Origin of the sequence: Nocardia crassostreae (genome assembly GCF_001613405.1) — a bacterium.
Lineage (GTDB): Bacteria > Actinomycetota > Actinomycetes > Mycobacteriales > Mycobacteriaceae > Nocardia > Nocardia crassostreae.
Genome location: NZ_BDCH01000013.1, coordinates 225756 through 241754, shown reverse-complemented (window position 1 = coordinate 241754; position 15999 = coordinate 225756). Strand labels below are relative to the sequence as shown.

Below are 15999 nucleotides of genomic sequence, written 5' to 3'. Positions count from 1 at the left end.
GGCCGCAAGCGAACAGTCGGTGAACGCCCCTCAGGCCGCGGCGGCGGTGGCGAGCATCCGGATCACCCGATCCGGATCGTCCACGTCGACGACCAGCCGGGTGAACTCCGACCCGATCACATCGATCTGCACGGCCTGCCCCTGAAAGAGGGTGTCCCAGAATTCCTTGCGCCCCTTGCCGCGGAAGGTTCCCGCCGCGATCACCCCGGGAAAGAACGCTCCGGGCGCGCGCAGCCACGGCGGCCGCAGGTCGACCGGGGCTTCCTCGATCTTGCTGACCTGCGCCAGATCGAAACTCACGTGCTCACGCAAGGCCAGCACCCGATGCGCTCCGGTGACATGCACCGTCACTGTCGTCCCCTCGACTTCCAGCTCTACCATCGCGCACCTCGACTTCTGAGTATCCGTTCACATCCGCAATCCAGGCTGCCGCGCAGTTCTGGCAGCAGCCTGAGCGTCTCCTTCGAGAACTCACAGAAATCCGGCGCTAGTCGACCACGGCCGGTGCGGCGGGCTCTTCATCGGTGGCCGCGGGTTCGGGTCGCAACCGCCGTCCGATCGCCCGGGCGGCCAGCACCGCGACGGCGGCAACGGCCGCGATGACGAGGGCCGGGAGAATCCCGGTGCCCGCCTGATCCGCGGCGGCGGCGATCGGGTTGGGGAAGCCGAGGCGGTCGAAAGCCCAGCCGAGCGCAGCGATAATCACCAGCAGCGAGCCGCCGACGCGGAGGACGGGCTGGGCCCGGGTGGTGGCCAGCACCAGCAGGGGCGGCAGCGCGAGGGCGACCAGGAACAACTGGACGGCCTCGATGCCGAGATTGAAACCGAGCACGCTGATGGCCAGCTGGCTGGTCGACAGGTTCAGTTCGGCCAGCGTGAACGAGAACGCCATGCCGTGAATGAGCCCGAATGTTCCGGCGACGAGGGCTTCCCGGCCGGGGAACAGCGGGCGGATGGCGTGCGCGCCGCCGACCAGGATCGTTCCGGCGATGAGGGTTTCGATGGGACTCGTCGGGAGCTCCACGCGGGTCAGGGCGCTGACCACGAGTGCGACGGAGTGGCCGACGGTGAATGCGATTGTGACAGCGAGGATGTGGCGCACGGCGTGCCGCACGCGGGTGTCCGGTCGCCAGCGACCGGCATTGGCCATCAGCACGGCCGGGAGCAGGAGGGTGAACAGGAACAAGAGGTGGTCGGTGCCCTCGAGAATGTGATGACCACCGAGAATCACCATTCCGGCGAATCCCTGCCAGGCGCTGGCATCGGCCAGATCCACCGACAGCGGTGGCACGGTGAGGGACTCGGCATCCATGCGCACGACGCCGACCTGCCTGGCATCGTCACCGGCCTCGACCTGCCCGGCGCGCCAGTCCTGCCGGACCGCGACAATGGCGGTGTGCGTGGCGACCTGGTGGATGATGGCGTCGTAGCCCAGCACGAAGCGGCGCATATCGACCCCCGGCGGCGGGGTGAGCACCGCGTGGGCGACGAGTTCCTTGTAGGAGCCGAGGGCCGTCTGCTCGGTGTAGTCCAGGCGCAGGTCGCCGATTTCGACGGTCCACGGCACGCCGTCCGGCGTGGCGGCCCGCACATGGTCGCGCAGATAGCTCGCCAGTCCGGCGGCGTCCGCGGCCGACAGGCTGGTACCGGCATTGACGTCGATACCGCTGGCCTCCGCGATATGGGCCGTGGGTATCAGCAATTCGGCCTCGATCGCCGTCTCCCGCACATCGAGCAGGACCTTGCTGCCCGCCATGGGATGCGCCGATGCGCCAATCGGGTTGAACAGCAAGACAATTACCGCACAACCCAGCGCGACCAGCACCCCTCGCAATATTCGTGTCACGGGCCAATGATCCGCAGCCACCAGGTAGGCCCGGATCGGTCGATCGACCTATCTTCGCGACGGAAGCAGCGACACGCGTGAAGGGTTACGGGGCGCGAGCCGATGCGGGTGGCACCCTTGCCGCTGTGACCGATTCGCTGACGATGGCCGCGATCGACACCGTCTCGCAGACGGTGAACTCCTATGCCGCCGCCGCGGCCGGAATGCCGCTGCCCCAGATGACGTGGATGTGGGACTGCTGTTCGCGATTCGCGACGGCCTCGGGCGAGGCGGAGTTCCGGGGCACCGTCCATCCCGACCTACCGGATGCGGAGGCCAGCGCGCAGCTGTTGCAGTGGGCGCGGGCGCTGGACATGGTGGAGTCGATCACCGACCGGGAGGCCGCGGACGGCCGCCGCTCGTTCACCGGAACCATCGGCGCGGCCCGTATCCGATTGACCGCGGTCGTCGAAACCCTCTCCCCCGCAACCGAAACCCAGCCGCTGCTGATCGTGGGCTGACTAGACCGACGCCGCGATGATCGCCACCAGCGGCGGCAGGCTGGAGCCGATGGTGCCGAGCACACTGCCCCATTTGGGCCGCCACAGGCCCAGGAAGTCGGCAATGAGCATGGCGAGGCCGGCGAGCAGCATGTACCAGGAGGCGGTCAGCACCACCGTGCGGCCGACGACCTCGTCGCCGTTGTGCAGGATGATCAGGCCGATTATGGTGCCGACGCCGCCGAGCAGATTGCGGAATCCGACAACGAAGGCCCACATGCGCACATCGGCGACATTCTCGGTGTCGACGTGCAGGATTCTGCGGACGGCGGGGTTGCCGTAGAAGAACATCTCCAGAGGCGCGGCCTCGATATAGGCGACCGCGCCGACGAACGCCGCGATCTGTGCGAGACCGTTCATGACGAGTCCTCGGTTGATAGGCGCCGACGCAGTCCCATCGCAGGTCAGCAGGCTTTCATGCTACCCGCACAAGGTCGTTCACAGCCTCGGTTCCGCGACCTCCGAACATCCGCCACGCCGGATCAGAGCGTGAACACCCGGGCCTCCGGACGCAGCGCCCGCACCGTATTCGAGATCTGCTCGACCAGTTTCCACGGCCGGTCCAGGTCGGTGGTCGCCTTGCCATTGGTGAGGATCGCGCCCGAGAGGCCGCGCGCCGGATCGGCCCACCCGTACTGGGTCGTCAAACCGCTCCGACCGAAATGGGATTCGGTATCGCGGCCGAACTTGGAACGGCGCGCGCCGAGTTCGTACCCGGCCCGGCTCACGCGCCCGGCCGCGCCCGGAATGCGCTTGGCGGGCGCGACCGCCATGCGCAGCGTGTCCGGGCGCATAATGCGCACGCCATCCAATTCGCCACCGCGGGCGAGGATTTCATAGAAGCGGGACAGCTCGGCCGCCGTGGTGACCAGATTCCCGGACGGCAGTTCGGCGGTGAGGAACGCGCGATTGCCCTCCGCGGACATGGCCCCGCCCATCCCTCCGCCGAGGGCCTTGCGCGCTAGATAACCCCACATCCGCGAGGGATTCGGGCCGATCTTGACGCTGGGCACGACCTCATCGACCTGCTCGGGCCGCACCCCGAAATTGGTCCACCGGAATCCCAGCGGTTGCAGGACCTGCTCGCTCAGATGCTCGCGCAGGTGCTTGCCGGTGGCCCGCTGCACCAGCAGCCGCTGGATCAATCCGCTGGTCAGCGCGTGGTACACGCGGAATCGGTTCGGCCCCCAGCTCGGTTTCAGATCCGCCAGCGCCCGCGCGGCGACCTCCTCGTCGACAATGAGCTCGTAGCCCCGATACGGTTTGCTCACGAACGGGACTCCGGCCGAATGCGAGAGCACGTCCTCGATGGTGATGTCCGCTTTCCCATTGGCCGCGAATTCGGGAATGTAGTCGGCGACCCGGTCGTCCATCCGGAAGGCGCCCTGTTCCACGAGCATGACCATCAAGGCCGCCGAAACACCCTTGGCCGTGGAGAATCCGCAAAACGGCATATCAGGGGTGAGCAGAACACGCTCGGTCTCGGGCCCGTCGCCCGGCGCATTACCCCAGCCGTGCCCGATGGCCCGGTTGAGCACGATCTTCCCATTGCGCCGCAGGCACACCTGGATGGCGGGCGTGGTCCCCATCCGGTACCAGGCCCGCACCGATTCCCAGATCGAGTCGACGGCCAGCGGCGTCAGGCCCGCCTCCGACGGATCGTCCTCGGGCCCGACCGTGGTCACCGCGTCGAGATCAGCGGCGATCTTCACCAATGCGACAACTGGAGCATTCACTCGCCCCAGAGTATCCATGCGGACGCTCTATTCGCCGTCGCCCGGGTCCGGGGCGGGTGCGGGCTCGGCGGTACGGGCATCGATCTGCTCGCCCAGATAGCGCAGCACCACCGCGAGCACCGCCGCCGTCGGCACCGCGAGGAAGGCGCCGACAATGCCGTAGAGCGCGCCGCCGACGGTTATGGCCAGCAGCACCACCACCGCGTGCAGCTGCATGCTGCGGCTCTGCAAGACCGGTTGCAGCACATTGCCTTCCAGTTGCTGCACCACCACGATGATGGCCAGCACGATGAGCGCCGTCGTGACGCCCTTGCTGACGAGGGCGACCAGCACCGCAAGCGCGCCCGCCACGAAGGCGCCGACGATCGGGATGAAGCCGCCGAGGAAGGTGAGCACGGTCAGCACCGCCGCGAGCGGAACGCCCAGGATGACCAGGCCGCCGCCGATCAGGACGGCGTCGATCAGGCTGACCAGCGCCTGGGTGCGGATGAAGCCGCCGAGGGTGACCCATATCCGGTTGAGCACCTCTTCGATGTGCCTGCCGCTGCGATTGCCGAGGATCGAGTGCAGCCACGGCATGAGCTTGGGCCCGTCCTTGACGAAGAAGAACGTCAGGACCAGCACCAGGAACAGCGTGACAATGGCCGAGGTGGCAGTGCTGACGCCGGAGAAGACACCGGTGGCGATCCGCTCGGCGCTGGACTGCAGGCGGTCGATGATCGCCTGGACACCCGAATTGAGTTGCTCCTCACCGATATTCAACGGCGGCCCCTGCAACCAATCGCGCACCTTGTTGATGCCCTCGGTGGAGCGGTCGGCCAGTTCCGGCGCCTGATCGACCACCGAGGGCACGATGAGCGCGATGACTCCGGCCAGGATGCCGATGAATCCGACCGTGGTGATCGAGGCCGCCAGCGCGGGCGGCAGACCGCGCGAGGTGAGCCAGCGCGTCGGCGGCCACAGCACGGTGGCGACCACCAGCGCCAGCGCCATGGGTAGCAGCGCCACCCAGAATTTGGCGACCACGAAGCCGAGCACCCACGCGCCCGCCGCAATGGCGACAATGCACAGCGCCCACTTGGCGAGCCAGAGAATGCCCTGCCCGATGACGGCACCCCGGTCGGGCGGTGGGTCCGCCGGTTCGTTCCGGCCGGTTTCGATCTTTGGCTCGCTCACGGAGGACAGTCTGGCACGACCGGGCCGCGGGCTCCCGGAACGCGGACCGATCAGCAGAAGGGTGAGGCGTCGGCGGTGCAGCCGGTGCCGTCGGGCGGGAGCTGACCGGAGAACAGGTAGTCGCGCTTGACCCGTTCGGCGCACGCGCTGGGCACGTACATGCTGCTGTGGCCCGCGCCTTCGACCACGACCACCCGGGCGTCGGCCAGTTGCGCCGCGCCCGCGCGAGCGCCGTCCAGTGGCGTGGCGGGATCGAATCGGCTGTTCAGCACGAGAATCGGGGCGGCGGTCCGGCGATTCCACGGGCCGGTGTAGCGGTCCTGGTCCTGGCCTTGCCAGTAGGCGCACGCCATGACGGAGTAGACCGAGACGCGCCCGAAGTAGGCCACGCGCAAATCCTCCGAGAGCGCGGCGCGGCTGTAGACGGCCGGATCGGTGGGCACCACGCTGTCACTGCACTGGATGGTGTGGAAGGCCTCGGTCCGGTTCCCGGTATAGGCCGCCCCCTCCGCGATGGGCAGAATCCCGGGGAAGGTGGTGCCCGCATCGAACAGGCTCTGCAGCAGCCGGGCGAGATCGGGATACACCGACGGCTGCGACAGGCTCGCCGCCGCATTGATGATCGACGAATAGGTGTGGGACTCACCGTTCACGCGAATCGGCGCCAGGCGCGCCCGTTCGGCCAGCACCCGCCATTTCAGCGCCGGATCGCCCTCGGAGAACGCGCATTTCGGCCCGGCTGCCGAGCACAGGCGCAGGAACTCGTCGAAGGTGGCGGAGATTCCGGCCGCGACGTTCTGCCGGGTATCGAGGGGCACCGTGGCGCCCTGTCCGCCATGGCCGTTCGCGCTGCCCTCGAAGTCGAGGGAGCCGTCGAACACCAGGGCGCGCACCCGGCCCGGGAACATATTGGCGTAGATCGCCCCGAGCTGCGTGCCATAGGAAATGCCGTGATAGGTCAGCTGCGCGTCACCGACCGCGCGCCGCAGCAGCTCCAGATCGCGGGCGGTATTGGCGGTGGAGGCGTGATCCAGGATGGGCCCGGCCAGGGCGCGGCAGCGGTCGGCGAAGTCCTTGGAGTAGGCGAAGAATGCCGCCTCCCCCGAGGCGTCGCCGGGCATATCCGGATAGCCGCCCAGGAAGGCCAGCTGCTCCTCGGTATTCGCGAAGCAGCGTGAGGTCGCGCTCCGGGCCACGCCGCGCGGATCCCACGACACGATGTCGAATCGCGCCCGCAGCTCCGGGGAGAACAGCCACGGCCAGCTCGCCTGCTCCCGCAGCCGGTCCACCCCGGACGCGCCGGGGCCACCGAAATTCACGAACAGCGTGCCGATTCGCGCCGCCGGATCGGCGGCGGGCAGCTTGATGACACCCAGCTCGATCTGCTCACCCAGCGGCTGCCGATAGTCCAGCGGCACCTGCGCATTCGTGCACTCGAACCCGTCGGCGCAGTCCGCCCAGTGCAGCGCAGGCGTTCTCGCCGCCTCGGCCAGCCCGTCGATATAGGTGTCGGCCCCCTCCCCCGCGACCGCCGGAACCGGATTCCCGAGAACCCCCGCACCCACCACCAACCCGAAGGCCACGATCCGGATAAGCTGAAACCTCTTGCGCCCCAACCACGAACCCAAAACCCAAACCTTCCGAGCACACCGACATCAGGCTCTACACATTGCCATACAAGTCGGATATGCCGGATATCTACCTTCTCAAACCAGCGCCGCCCGCGACCGCGCGTACCAGATGACCACCTCTTCGACATACTCCGCCCCCGCCCGGCGCGCGAAGCACATCCGTAGGTTGTCGATGGCTTCCTCGAGTTGCGCGCTCGGCCCCCGATCCGCGAGCGGAATGACCATCGCCTCCCGGGCCCCGATCCCCGGATCCGAAAGCGTCAGCAGTTCCTCAAGATACCGATCCGGCCCCGCCAGCCGCAGTGCCGCCCGCGCACAGGCGTGCACCCGTTTGGGCAACTCGGCACGAATGGCGTCGATATCCCCCTGCCACGCATGCTGCCCCTGCTGCGTCGATTCCACCCGCAACGACCACACGTCGTCGGGGATCCCGAAGTCGGTGATCACCCCTGGCCCAGCCGCTTTCTCGATCGGCGTCACCGGCTTCCCCGCACGCTCGTCCCGCCACGTGCAGAACTCCCAGAACCCGACCGGCGTCACATCCACCGCCAGCCCGAACCGCAACTCCTGCCGCCCACCCGTCCACACCCGCGACACCCGCGTCCGCCCGACCGTCGCCACCCCGCCCTCCCCGACACGCACCCATGTCGGCTCCTCCCCCTCGAACCCGTACGCCTGCAACAACTTCCCCGTCTCACGCATCAGACGCCGCACCGCCGACTCCGGTCTCGCCATCCCAGCAGAGTAGCGGCACAAACCGACAGCACACCGAATCCGCTGCGCCGCAGGCCCGGTCGCGCGCGTCAGTTCACGGGCAGGTCGTGCAGGGCGGCGCGGATGACGCCGAGGAACCAGCGCTGGGCGGCGCCGCGACCCGGGGCGCGGCGGGTGTAGGCGGCGACCTCGACGGGTTCGATGGGCCAGGGCAGCGTGAAGACCCGGACGGGGTGGGTACGGGCCAGGGCGCGGGCCACGCGTTCGGGGACGATGGTGACCAGGTCGCTGTCCTGGACCACATACGGGAGGGTGGCGAAGCGGGTGACCCGCACCGCGACACGGTCTTCGAGACCGTGTTCGTGGAGGGCTTTGCGGGGGCCCGGGTGGCCGGTGACGCCTTCGACGACGATATGGCGTTCGCGGCGCAGGTTGGCGGGGGTGGCGCGGTCCGCGCGCAGCCGCGGATGGTCGGCTGCGACCAATCCCGCGTAGCCCTCGCGGAACAGCGGCGTGCGGGTCAGGCGCGGCGAGTCCAGGACGGGGCTGGCCACGATCGCGTCGACTGCGCCGCGGGACAGGCGGTCGGCGGCGGTGTCGATATCGAAGGCCTCGACGTCCAGGCTGGCCTGTGGGGCGAGAGCGGCCAGGGCGGACAGGATCAGCGGGAGGGTATTGACCTCGCCGAGGTCGGAGAGGCCGAGGGAGAAGCGGGTGGGGCGGCTCGGGTCGAATTCGGTGGCGGCCCCTAGGGTTTCGTCGACTTCGGCAATGGCGGCGCGCAGCGGAGGGTAGAGGCGTTCGGCTTCCGAGCTCGGCACCAGGCCGCCGGGGCCGCGCACGAACAACTCGTCCTGGAGGCGGCGGCGCAGTTTGCCGAGGCCGTAGCTGACCGTGGGCTGGGTGACGCCGAGCAGGTCGGCGGCGGCGGTCACGCTGCGGGTCTCGTAGAGCAGCACGAAGGTTCGGACCAGGTTCAGGTCGAATTCGGCGGCCATCGATCTCCTCTATATAAATCGAAAAATACATCTATTGGATTTCTTCCGTCCGGTCAGCCTACCGTGACTGCCATCACTATTCGGCCCGGCCATAGCCGGGCCGACGCAGCAGAAACGACATCATCATGCAGAAACTGCCGTCGACCGCAGCCATCCTGTGCTGGCTCATCGTCGTGCTGGAGGGTTACGACCTGGTCGTGCTCGGCGCGGTCATTCCCACGCTCATCGAGCAGCACCACATTGGATTCACCGCGGCCCGTGCGACTTTCGCCGCGACCATCTCGCTGGTCGGCGTGGCCATCGGCGCGGTGCTGGTCGGGCCGGTGGCCGACCGGTTCGGACGCCGGAAGGTGCTGCTGGCCGCGATCGCCCTGTTCTCGGTGTTCACCGCGGCGGTCCCGCTGGCCGGATCGGTCGCGGTATTCGGGGCGTTCCGGCTCGTCGCCGGGATCGGGCTGGGCGCGTGCCTGCCGACCGCGCTGACCTTCATTTCCGAGCAGGTGCCGCTCGAGCGGCGCGCGTTCGCCAGCACCATGACCATGACCGGATATCACGCCGGTGCGGTGCTGACCTCCGTGCTCGCACTGCAACTCGTCCCGCGGTGGGAGCCGCTGTTCTATGCCGGGGGCCTGGCCGGAATGCTCCTGCTGCCGGTGCTGTGGGCCAACCTGCCCGAGTCCGAGGCATTCCTGGCCGCCAAGGCCGCGCCCGAGCGGGTGCCCGCGACGGTCGTGCTGGCCCCGCGCTATCTGCGCAGCACGCTCGGCGTCTGGGTGGGTTCGTTCATGGGCCTGCTGCTGGTCTACGGCCTCAATACCTGGCTGCCGAAGCTCATGCGCGATGCCGGATACAACATGTCGACCTCGCTGACGCTGCTATTGGTGCTGAATGTCGGCGCCATCATCGGCCTGGTCGTCGCGGGCAGGCTGGCCGACCGGCGCGGGACGAAACCCATTGTGCTGGTGTGGTTCGCGGCGGCGGCCGTGCTGCTGGCGCTGCTGAGCATCAAGGTGTCGAGCACCGTGCTGCTCAATGCGCTGGTACTGGTGACCGGAATCTTCGTGTTCTCGGCGCAGGTGCTCATCTATGCCTATGTGACGCAGGCGTATCCGGCGGCGGTGCGCACGACCGCGCTCGGACTGACCGCGGGCGTCGGGCGGCTGGGCGCCATCTTCGGACCCACCATTACCGGCTGGCTCATCGTGGCCGGGTCGGCCTATCCGTGGGGCTTCTATTTCTTCGCCGCGGTCGCGGGCCTCGGCCTGCTCGCCATGGCGGCGGTCGCGGGGCTGACAACGAGCTCCGGCGAACCCGTCATCGCCGAATCTTCGAAGGGGCAAACGGTATGAAAACCACTCGGACACAGGTCGCGATCGTCGGCGCGGGACCTGCCGGGTTGATGCTCTCGCATCTGCTGCACCGCTCCGGAATCGAGTCGGTGGTCCTCGATATCCGCACCCACGAGGAGATCGCGACCACCATTCGCGCGGGCATCCTGGAGGCGGGATCGGTTCGGCTGCTGGTGGATTCGGGAGTGTCCGATCGCGTGCTGACCGAGGGCGACCGGCACGACGGCGTGGTGCTGCGCTTCGACGGCGACAACCATCGCATCGACTTCCAGGACCTGGTGGGCGAATCCGTCTGGCTCTACCCGCAGACCGAGGTGTTCATCGACCTGGCCGACCGGCGCAAGACCGACGGCGGTGACGTCCGCTACGGGATTCGCGGTACGGCGGTGGATATGTCGGGCGCGCGGCCAGTGGTGACCTTCGAGGAGGCCGACGGCGGTCCCGCACGGCTCGAAGCCGATCTGGTCGTCGGCGCGGACGGATCCCGCTCCATCTGCCGCCACGCCTTCCCGCAGGGCGCGCGCACCGAATGGTTCCGCGAATACCCCTTCGCCTGGTTCGGTTTCCTCACCGAGGCGCCGCAATCGCATCCGGAGTTGATCTACGCGCGCTCCGAGCACGGCTTCGCCCTGATCAGCCAGCGCACACCGGCCATGCAGCGCATGTACTTCCAGTGCTCCCCCGCCGAACGCCCCGAGGACTGGGACGACGACCGGATCTGGGCCGAAATGCGACGCCGCGTGAACGGCAATGGTTTCGAGCTCCGGGAGGGGCCGATCAGCTCGAAAATGGTGCTGCCGTTCCGGTCCTTCGTCACCGCGCCCATGCGGCACGACCGGATCCTGCTGGCCGGGGACGCGGCACATACCGTGCCACCGACCGGCGCCAAGGGGCTCAACCTCGCCCTCGCGGATGTGCGTGTCCTGCACGAGGTCCTGACCGAGTACTTCGCCGGGGGCGGCGAGCGGGCCCTGGATCACTACACCCCGCGCGTGCTCGATCGCGTATGGAAGGCGCAGCATTTCTCGTACTGGGCGACCACCATGCTGCACGGCATCGAGGGCGCTTCGGATTTCGATATCGAGCGCCAGCGCGCCGAGCTGGCCCTCGTCACCGGATCCCGCCACGGTGCGGCGTTTTTCGCCGAGGGCTATACCGGATGGTCTCGGCGCTGACCGGCCCCCGTGGACCCGTGTCGGTTCTGTCCAAGACAGCGCGGTGACCCCGCCCGTACGCTAACCACCGGCAAGCAAGAGCCGCGCTTTTCTCAGGAGGATGTTGTGACACGGGAACTGGTCTACACGGGCTTCATGTCGCTGGACGGAGTCTTGGACTCCCCGGGTGGCAAGGCGGAGGGTCATCGCAGCGGCGGCTGGGTGATGGAAACCGAATTCGTGCCCGAGGCGTACTCGCTCAAGGGCGAGGAACTCGCGGATACGACGGCGCTCATGTTCGGCCGCGCCAGCTATGAGGCATTCGCCCCGTTCTGGCGTGATTCGGAGGATCACGCCGCGTACAACGAACTGCCCAAGTACGTCGTCTCGGCCAGCCTCACCGAGGACGATCTGATCGAGGGCTGGGGCCCGATCACCATTCTGCGGTCGGCCGAGGAGGTCGCGGCGCTGAAGGAGACCGAGGGCGGCGGCATCTTCATTCACGGCAGCGCCGAACTGGCGCGTCGTCTGGGCGATGCCGATCTGATCGACCGCTACAACCTGCTCGTCTTCCCGGTGCTGCTGGGCGCGGGCAAGAGCCTGTTCAGCCGGGCCGACCGCGATAAGCAGAATCTGCGCCTGCGTGAGTCCGCCACGTACTCCAACGGCGTCGCCAAGCTGATCTACGACGTGGTGCGCTGACCCGGATCGAGCGCGATGACCCCGGCCTCGCCCTCGCGCAGCTGCCGTGCGGTACGGCCGACGTATCGCCGCAGCGCGTCGGCGAGATGGGGCTCGTCGTAATAGCCCAGCTTGTCGATGACATCGCCCGGCGTCTCACCCGAGGTCAGCAGCAGCGCCGCGGTGCGCACCCGCTCGATCTGCCGCACCGCGCCCTGGGTGAGGCCCGTCGTGGCCCGGAAACGCCGCTCGAGCGTGCGCTCGGTGGTCACCGGGCGCTCACCGCGCAACGCCTCGCTGATCAACCGATCGTGGGCGATGACCCCGGCGTGGAAGAGCCGGTTAACCAGCGCCTCGGCATCATCGGGATGCGGTGTCTCCCACTGCGACCCGTCGAGCCAGAAGCGCCGATCGGTCACATCCGGCAACATGATCCCACTGTCGACCAGCGTCGGCGTGGGCACAGCTCGCAATGCGGTCCCCACCGCGAATTCGATACCGACGAAACTCGCATCCTCTGGCACCGGCGCCGTCGCCGTCCCGCTTTCGGGCCCGGTAATGGCCGCATGCGCCCGACCCGCCTGTTCCCAGAACACCAACCCCCACGATCCGGACGCGACCGAGGTCATCTCCGAAACCTGTTCACTGCGGCAGGTCCAGACCGAGGCGATCAAGGGCGAATCCGACGCACGCGTCTCCCACAGCAATCCCACCGCCGAAAGTCTAATCCGGGCAACCGAACCGCGACGACGGCTCGGCGGCCCGGATACTCGACGCTAGGGCCGAGGCTGCGTTATCTCGGTGGCGCGCAGGTTGCGCAAGGTGCCGTCACCGGCGTCGTGCTGGGATCGGTACAGGATCTGGACGTTCACGGTGAGTCCCGCGCCCGGCTCGATGGTGTGCTGGTCGTCGGGGGTGGCGATAAGGACCGATCCGTCGGAGCCGTCCTTGATGACCGTGTACCAGAGGTAATCCCTGCCCACCGGGTTGATTCGGGTCTGCCTGGGTGCGTCGAACGGCCGGACGTCGAAACCTATCTCCCAGTACACCACTCGCTCTTCATTGGCGGCCAGCACCAGGTCGTAGCTGAAGACCCAGCCCTTCGCGTCCTCCGGCCACGACTGGTACCACCCCCCGACGATGATGGGGCTGACGCTGATCGGCGGCAGGGCGACTTCGGTGGTGACCGAGCCCGAATGCCGCTCGGCGGTATTCGCACGCGACGGTGACTTGATCTGACTGGTGCAGATGAGCGAGCCCTCGTATTGCGGGTCGATGGTCCTGGTCAGGGTGATCGTCGCCTTGCTGCCGACGGGCAGATCGAGCGGCACCCAGGGCTCACCCGGCCGGACCAGGAAGCCCTGGCCGCACACGGCCCCGTTCTCACCCCGGCAGGTCGTCTCCAGATCGGTCAGCTCCGGCGGAACGCTCATCTCCACGATCGCGTCGGGGGTGTCGTTGGGGCCGTGGTTCTGTACCTCGATGGTGTAGGCGATCCGGTCTCCCGCCTGGGCCGTCTGCGGGCCGCTCATCTCGAGGGGCATGTTCGCGGGCAGGGTCACGGTGAGGTTCTTGACGCGGTGGGACGCGGTTGCGCTACCGGTGCCCGCGGCGAAGCCGAGCTTGAATGTCTCGGGCAGTGGCGGCTGTCCGGGGGCCCCCGCGAGATCGAATCCGTCGATCAGCAGCGTGCCGTTCGGATTGGCCGTATCGGAATGGCGGACACTGAGCCGACCGCCGACGAGGGTGATCTGAATATGCGCGCCCTCCTCCCACGCCGCGCGGAATCCGCCCGGCACCGCGACGCCGGTCAGCCATCGGAAGCCCTCGTTCCTGCTCCCGGCTCCGCGGACGCCGACGGTATTGGGCCGATGCCCGGGGCCTCCGGTACCGGCGAGGGGCGTGGCGAAGTTCCCGTGATTGTCGAACCCGATACCCACGTACCCGGCGGTGACCCCCGACGACACGATGTTGCCCGAGCCGTCCTTCGTGAAGGAGTAGCCGAGTGCGCCGCCGATCCCGCCGGGCTCTGTCGTCCGCGCCCCGTCGATCAGGTACACGCTGAACCCGTCACCCAGATTGGTGCCCCCTTGACAGGAATAGTCGAAGTCGATGGCCACACCGAGCCTCGACGAGAACGGCTCATCGAGGAAGGCCGTCCCCGCCTGCGACACGGTGTTGGGCGTCAGCTCCAAACTGCCACCGTTCAACCGCGCACTGGGGATCACCCTCCAGTTCGGGTTGTCCGGCGTCTGCTTCGTGAACGATTCAACGATCGGGAATTGCGCTTGCTGGACCGTCTTTTGCGCGTGCATCGTCATGATCGAATCCTTCGGCCTGATACGACTCGGAGTGACAGCGCAGGGCCCGAGCGTGGTCAACGATGATCGAATCACAAAGCCCCACACTACTTTTCGTGATCCAAGAGCCCATCAACCGTAACGCGACACCCCGCACTCCGTGGCCATATCCGCCAGGATCGCATAACTTCCAAACGCACCAACCGGTTCGCGATACACCCTGTCGCACAGGGTTTTTCGGATCAATCGACGCGCCGGACAGTTGGGTCAGTCCAGACCCGCGGCTCGTTGCGCGACGGATTCCAGTTCGGCGCTGTAACGCTCCCAGTCGTGGTCTCCGGTGGGCATATTGTCGTTCCCGGCGCGCAGTCCCGCGGCGCCGTCGATGAGTTCGCGGATGATGTCGGCGTGTCCGGCATGCCGGTTCGTTTCGGCGTTCATGTGCACGAGGATCTGATGCAGGGTGACGGTGCGGCGGTCCTCCGGCCACCAGGGCACCGCGCCTTCGCCGGTGAGATCGAGGCTGTCGATCGTCGCGTCGGAGTGGGCCCAGGCCCGGCGATAGAACGCGATGACGTCGGCCCGCGATTCGTCGGCGGTGGCCCACATATCGGCGGTGGGATCGGCCACGAAATCGTGTTTGGTGAACGGTTCGTCGTTCGGGCGACCGAAGGTGTCACCGAAATAGCCGAACTCGACGGTGCCCAGATGCTTGACCAATCCGAGCAGATTGGTGCCGGTGGGGGTCATGGGACGGCGAATGTCGTACTCGGACAAGCCATCCAGCTTCCACAGCATGGCCTCGCGAGCAATGCGCAGATAGCGATGCAGGTCCGATTTCGGGTCAGAGCCAGTCATATCGAGCACTCTGCCAGCTTGCGCCGACACCGGCAGCGCGGAGAAGTGAGCAGGTCCTCGCGGAGGGACTGGCGAGGACCTGCTCGGTCACGGCGTGCTCGGATTGGAGGAGCCGCCGTGGTCAGATGGGCGTGAAATCCCGGCTGGCAATGTAACTCGGGCGCGGGGATGCGGCGGCGTAGGGGTCCACGAGCGTGTTCTCGACGCTGTTGAACACCAGGAAGATGTTCGAGCGCGGGAAGGGGGTGATGTTGTTGGACGAGCCGTGCATGAGGTTCGAGTCGAAGAGCAGGGCCGAGCCCGCGGGGCCGGTGAACTGGGTGATGCCGTGTTTACCGGCCAGATCGGCGATATCGGCGGGGGTGGGGACGCCGAATTGCTGCTCGCGCAAGGAATCCTGGTAGTGGTCCGCCGGGGTTTCGCCCCGACAGGGGACGAAGGTGCGGTGGGAGCCGGGCATGACCAAGAGACTGCCGTTGTAGGGGTAGTTGTCGGTCAGGGCGATGGACAGGCTGACCGCGCGCGGGGCGGGCATACCGTCTTCGGCGTGCCAGGTCTCGAAGTCCGAATGCCAGTAGAAGCCGGTTCCTTTCATGCCCGGCATGTAGTTGATGCGGGTCTGGTGGAGGTAGACCTCGGAGCCCAGGATCTGGCGGGCCAGTCCGGCGACGCGGCTCTCACGCACGAGCTCGGCGATCATCGGGCTGAGCTTGTGCACCTCGAAGATGGAACGCACTGTGTTCGAGGACTTTTCGATGATCACGCGTTCGTCGAGCCGCAGCTCCGGCTCCCGGCCGAGCCGGTCGATGGCGATCGCGAAGTCGGTGACCTCGTCGGCGTCGAGCAGTCTGTTCACGACCGCGAAGCCGTCGGTGTCGAAATTGGACAGAGCCGGGGTGCCGATCTCGCCCCAGACGGTGCGATCGGTGCGCTCCAGCTGCGGGAGCGATTCCGCGGTGCGGGTCGGGTAACGATCGATGCGGGTGGTGTCGGGCAACGACATTCGTCGGGGACTCC

At 67.6% G+C, this 15999-nt stretch carries 16 protein-coding genes; 4 read left to right on the top strand and 12 right to left on the bottom strand.

Annotated features, from left to right (window positions below; all coding sequences use genetic code 11):
* Positions 1 to 30: 30 nt before the first annotated feature.
* Together NC4_RS12225 and NC4_RS12220 are read right to left on the bottom strand one after the other, a co-directional pair.
* Entirely contained in the window at positions 31 to 381 is a 351-nt protein-coding gene (locus NC4_RS12225; RefSeq protein WP_067536629.1) for a hypothetical protein, read from the bottom strand.
* A 106-nt stretch (positions 382 to 487) separates the two neighbouring features.
* A complete protein-coding gene (locus NC4_RS12220) occupies positions 488 to 1846 on the bottom strand; it encodes a HupE/UreJ family protein (protein ID WP_067536626.1) in 1359 nt (452 codons plus the stop codon).
* Positions 1847 to 1971: 125 nt separating this feature from the next.
* On the opposite strand from NC4_RS12220, the gene NC4_RS12215 reads away from it, so the two are divergent.
* Complete coding sequence (locus NC4_RS12215) at positions 1972 to 2346, top strand: hypothetical protein (RefSeq protein WP_067536624.1); 375 nt, start codon at positions 1972 to 1974, stop codon at positions 2344 to 2346.
* Here NC4_RS12215 and NC4_RS12210 read toward each other — a convergent pair whose 3' ends face one another.
* From NC4_RS12210 to NC4_RS12185, 6 genes are all read right to left on the bottom strand, one after another.
* Entirely contained in the window at positions 2347 to 2745 is a 399-nt protein-coding gene (locus NC4_RS12210; RefSeq protein ID WP_067536621.1) for a DUF1304 family protein, read from the bottom strand.
* 122 nt (positions 2746 to 2867) lie between these two features.
* Positions 2868 to 4121 (bottom strand): serine hydrolase, encoded by a 1254-nt coding sequence (locus NC4_RS12205; protein ID WP_245721643.1) that lies wholly within the window; start codon positions 4119 to 4121, stop codon positions 2868 to 2870.
* A gap of 27 nt (positions 4122 to 4148) precedes the next feature.
* A complete protein-coding gene (locus NC4_RS12200) occupies positions 4149 to 5297 on the bottom strand; it encodes an AI-2E family transporter (RefSeq protein ID WP_067536616.1) in 1149 nt (382 codons plus the stop codon).
* A gap of 50 nt (positions 5298 to 5347) precedes the next feature.
* The gene (locus NC4_RS12195; RefSeq protein WP_245721642.1) at positions 5348 to 6880 is read right to left on the bottom strand and encodes an alpha/beta hydrolase; all 1533 of its coding nucleotides are present in this window, start codon (positions 6878 to 6880) and stop codon (positions 5348 to 5350) included.
* A 123-nt stretch (positions 6881 to 7003) separates the two neighbouring features.
* Entirely contained in the window at positions 7004 to 7663 is a 660-nt protein-coding gene (locus NC4_RS12190; protein ID WP_067536611.1) for a hypothetical protein, read from the bottom strand.
* Between the two features lie 68 nt (positions 7664 to 7731).
* The gene (locus NC4_RS12185) at positions 7732 to 8640 is read right to left on the bottom strand and encodes a LysR family transcriptional regulator (protein ID WP_067536609.1); all 909 of its coding nucleotides are present in this window, start codon (positions 8638 to 8640) and stop codon (positions 7732 to 7734) included.
* Between the two features lie 125 nt (positions 8641 to 8765).
* Here NC4_RS12185 and NC4_RS12180 point away from each other — a divergent pair, with 125 nt between their 5' ends.
* From NC4_RS12180 to NC4_RS12170, 3 genes are all read left to right on the top strand, one after another.
* Complete coding sequence (locus tag NC4_RS12180; RefSeq protein WP_084528927.1) at positions 8766 to 9989, top strand: MFS transporter; 1224 nt, start codon at positions 8766 to 8768, stop codon at positions 9987 to 9989.
* Positions 9986 to 11164 carry a 4-hydroxybenzoate 3-monooxygenase gene (locus NC4_RS12175; RefSeq protein ID WP_067536606.1) on the top strand — a complete coding sequence of 393 codons (1179 nt, stop codon included), beginning with the start codon at positions 9986 to 9988 and terminating at the stop codon, positions 11162 to 11164. Before NC4_RS12180 ends, NC4_RS12175 begins: the two co-directional genes overlap by 4 nt.
* Positions 11165 to 11269: 105 nt before the next feature.
* A complete protein-coding gene (locus tag NC4_RS12170; RefSeq protein WP_084528925.1) occupies positions 11270 to 11845 on the top strand; it encodes a dihydrofolate reductase family protein in 576 nt (191 codons plus the stop codon).
* On the opposite strand, the gene NC4_RS12165 is transcribed toward NC4_RS12170, so the two are convergent.
* The 4 genes from NC4_RS12165 to thpD form a co-directional block, all read right to left on the bottom strand.
* Positions 11827 to 12537, bottom strand: coding sequence for a helix-turn-helix domain-containing protein (locus NC4_RS12165; protein ID WP_067536605.1), 711 nt, complete (start codon positions 12535 to 12537; stop codon positions 11827 to 11829). The genes NC4_RS12170 and NC4_RS12165 overlap by 19 nt on opposite strands.
* A gap of 63 nt (positions 12538 to 12600) precedes the next feature.
* Positions 12601 to 14145 (bottom strand): DUF11 domain-containing protein, encoded by a 1545-nt coding sequence (locus tag NC4_RS12160; protein ID WP_067536602.1) that lies wholly within the window; start codon positions 14143 to 14145, stop codon positions 12601 to 12603.
* A 246-nt stretch (positions 14146 to 14391) separates the two neighbouring features.
* Positions 14392 to 14982 carry a DinB family protein gene (locus NC4_RS12155; protein WP_067536599.1) on the bottom strand — a complete coding sequence of 197 codons (591 nt, stop codon included), beginning with the start codon at positions 14980 to 14982 and terminating at the stop codon, positions 14392 to 14394.
* A gap of 121 nt (positions 14983 to 15103) precedes the next feature.
* Positions 15104 to 15985, bottom strand: a complete 882-nt coding sequence (gene thpD, locus NC4_RS12150; protein ID WP_067536596.1) for an ectoine hydroxylase — start codon at positions 15983 to 15985, stop codon at positions 15104 to 15106.
* Between the last annotated feature and the right edge of the window lie 14 nt (positions 15986 to 15999).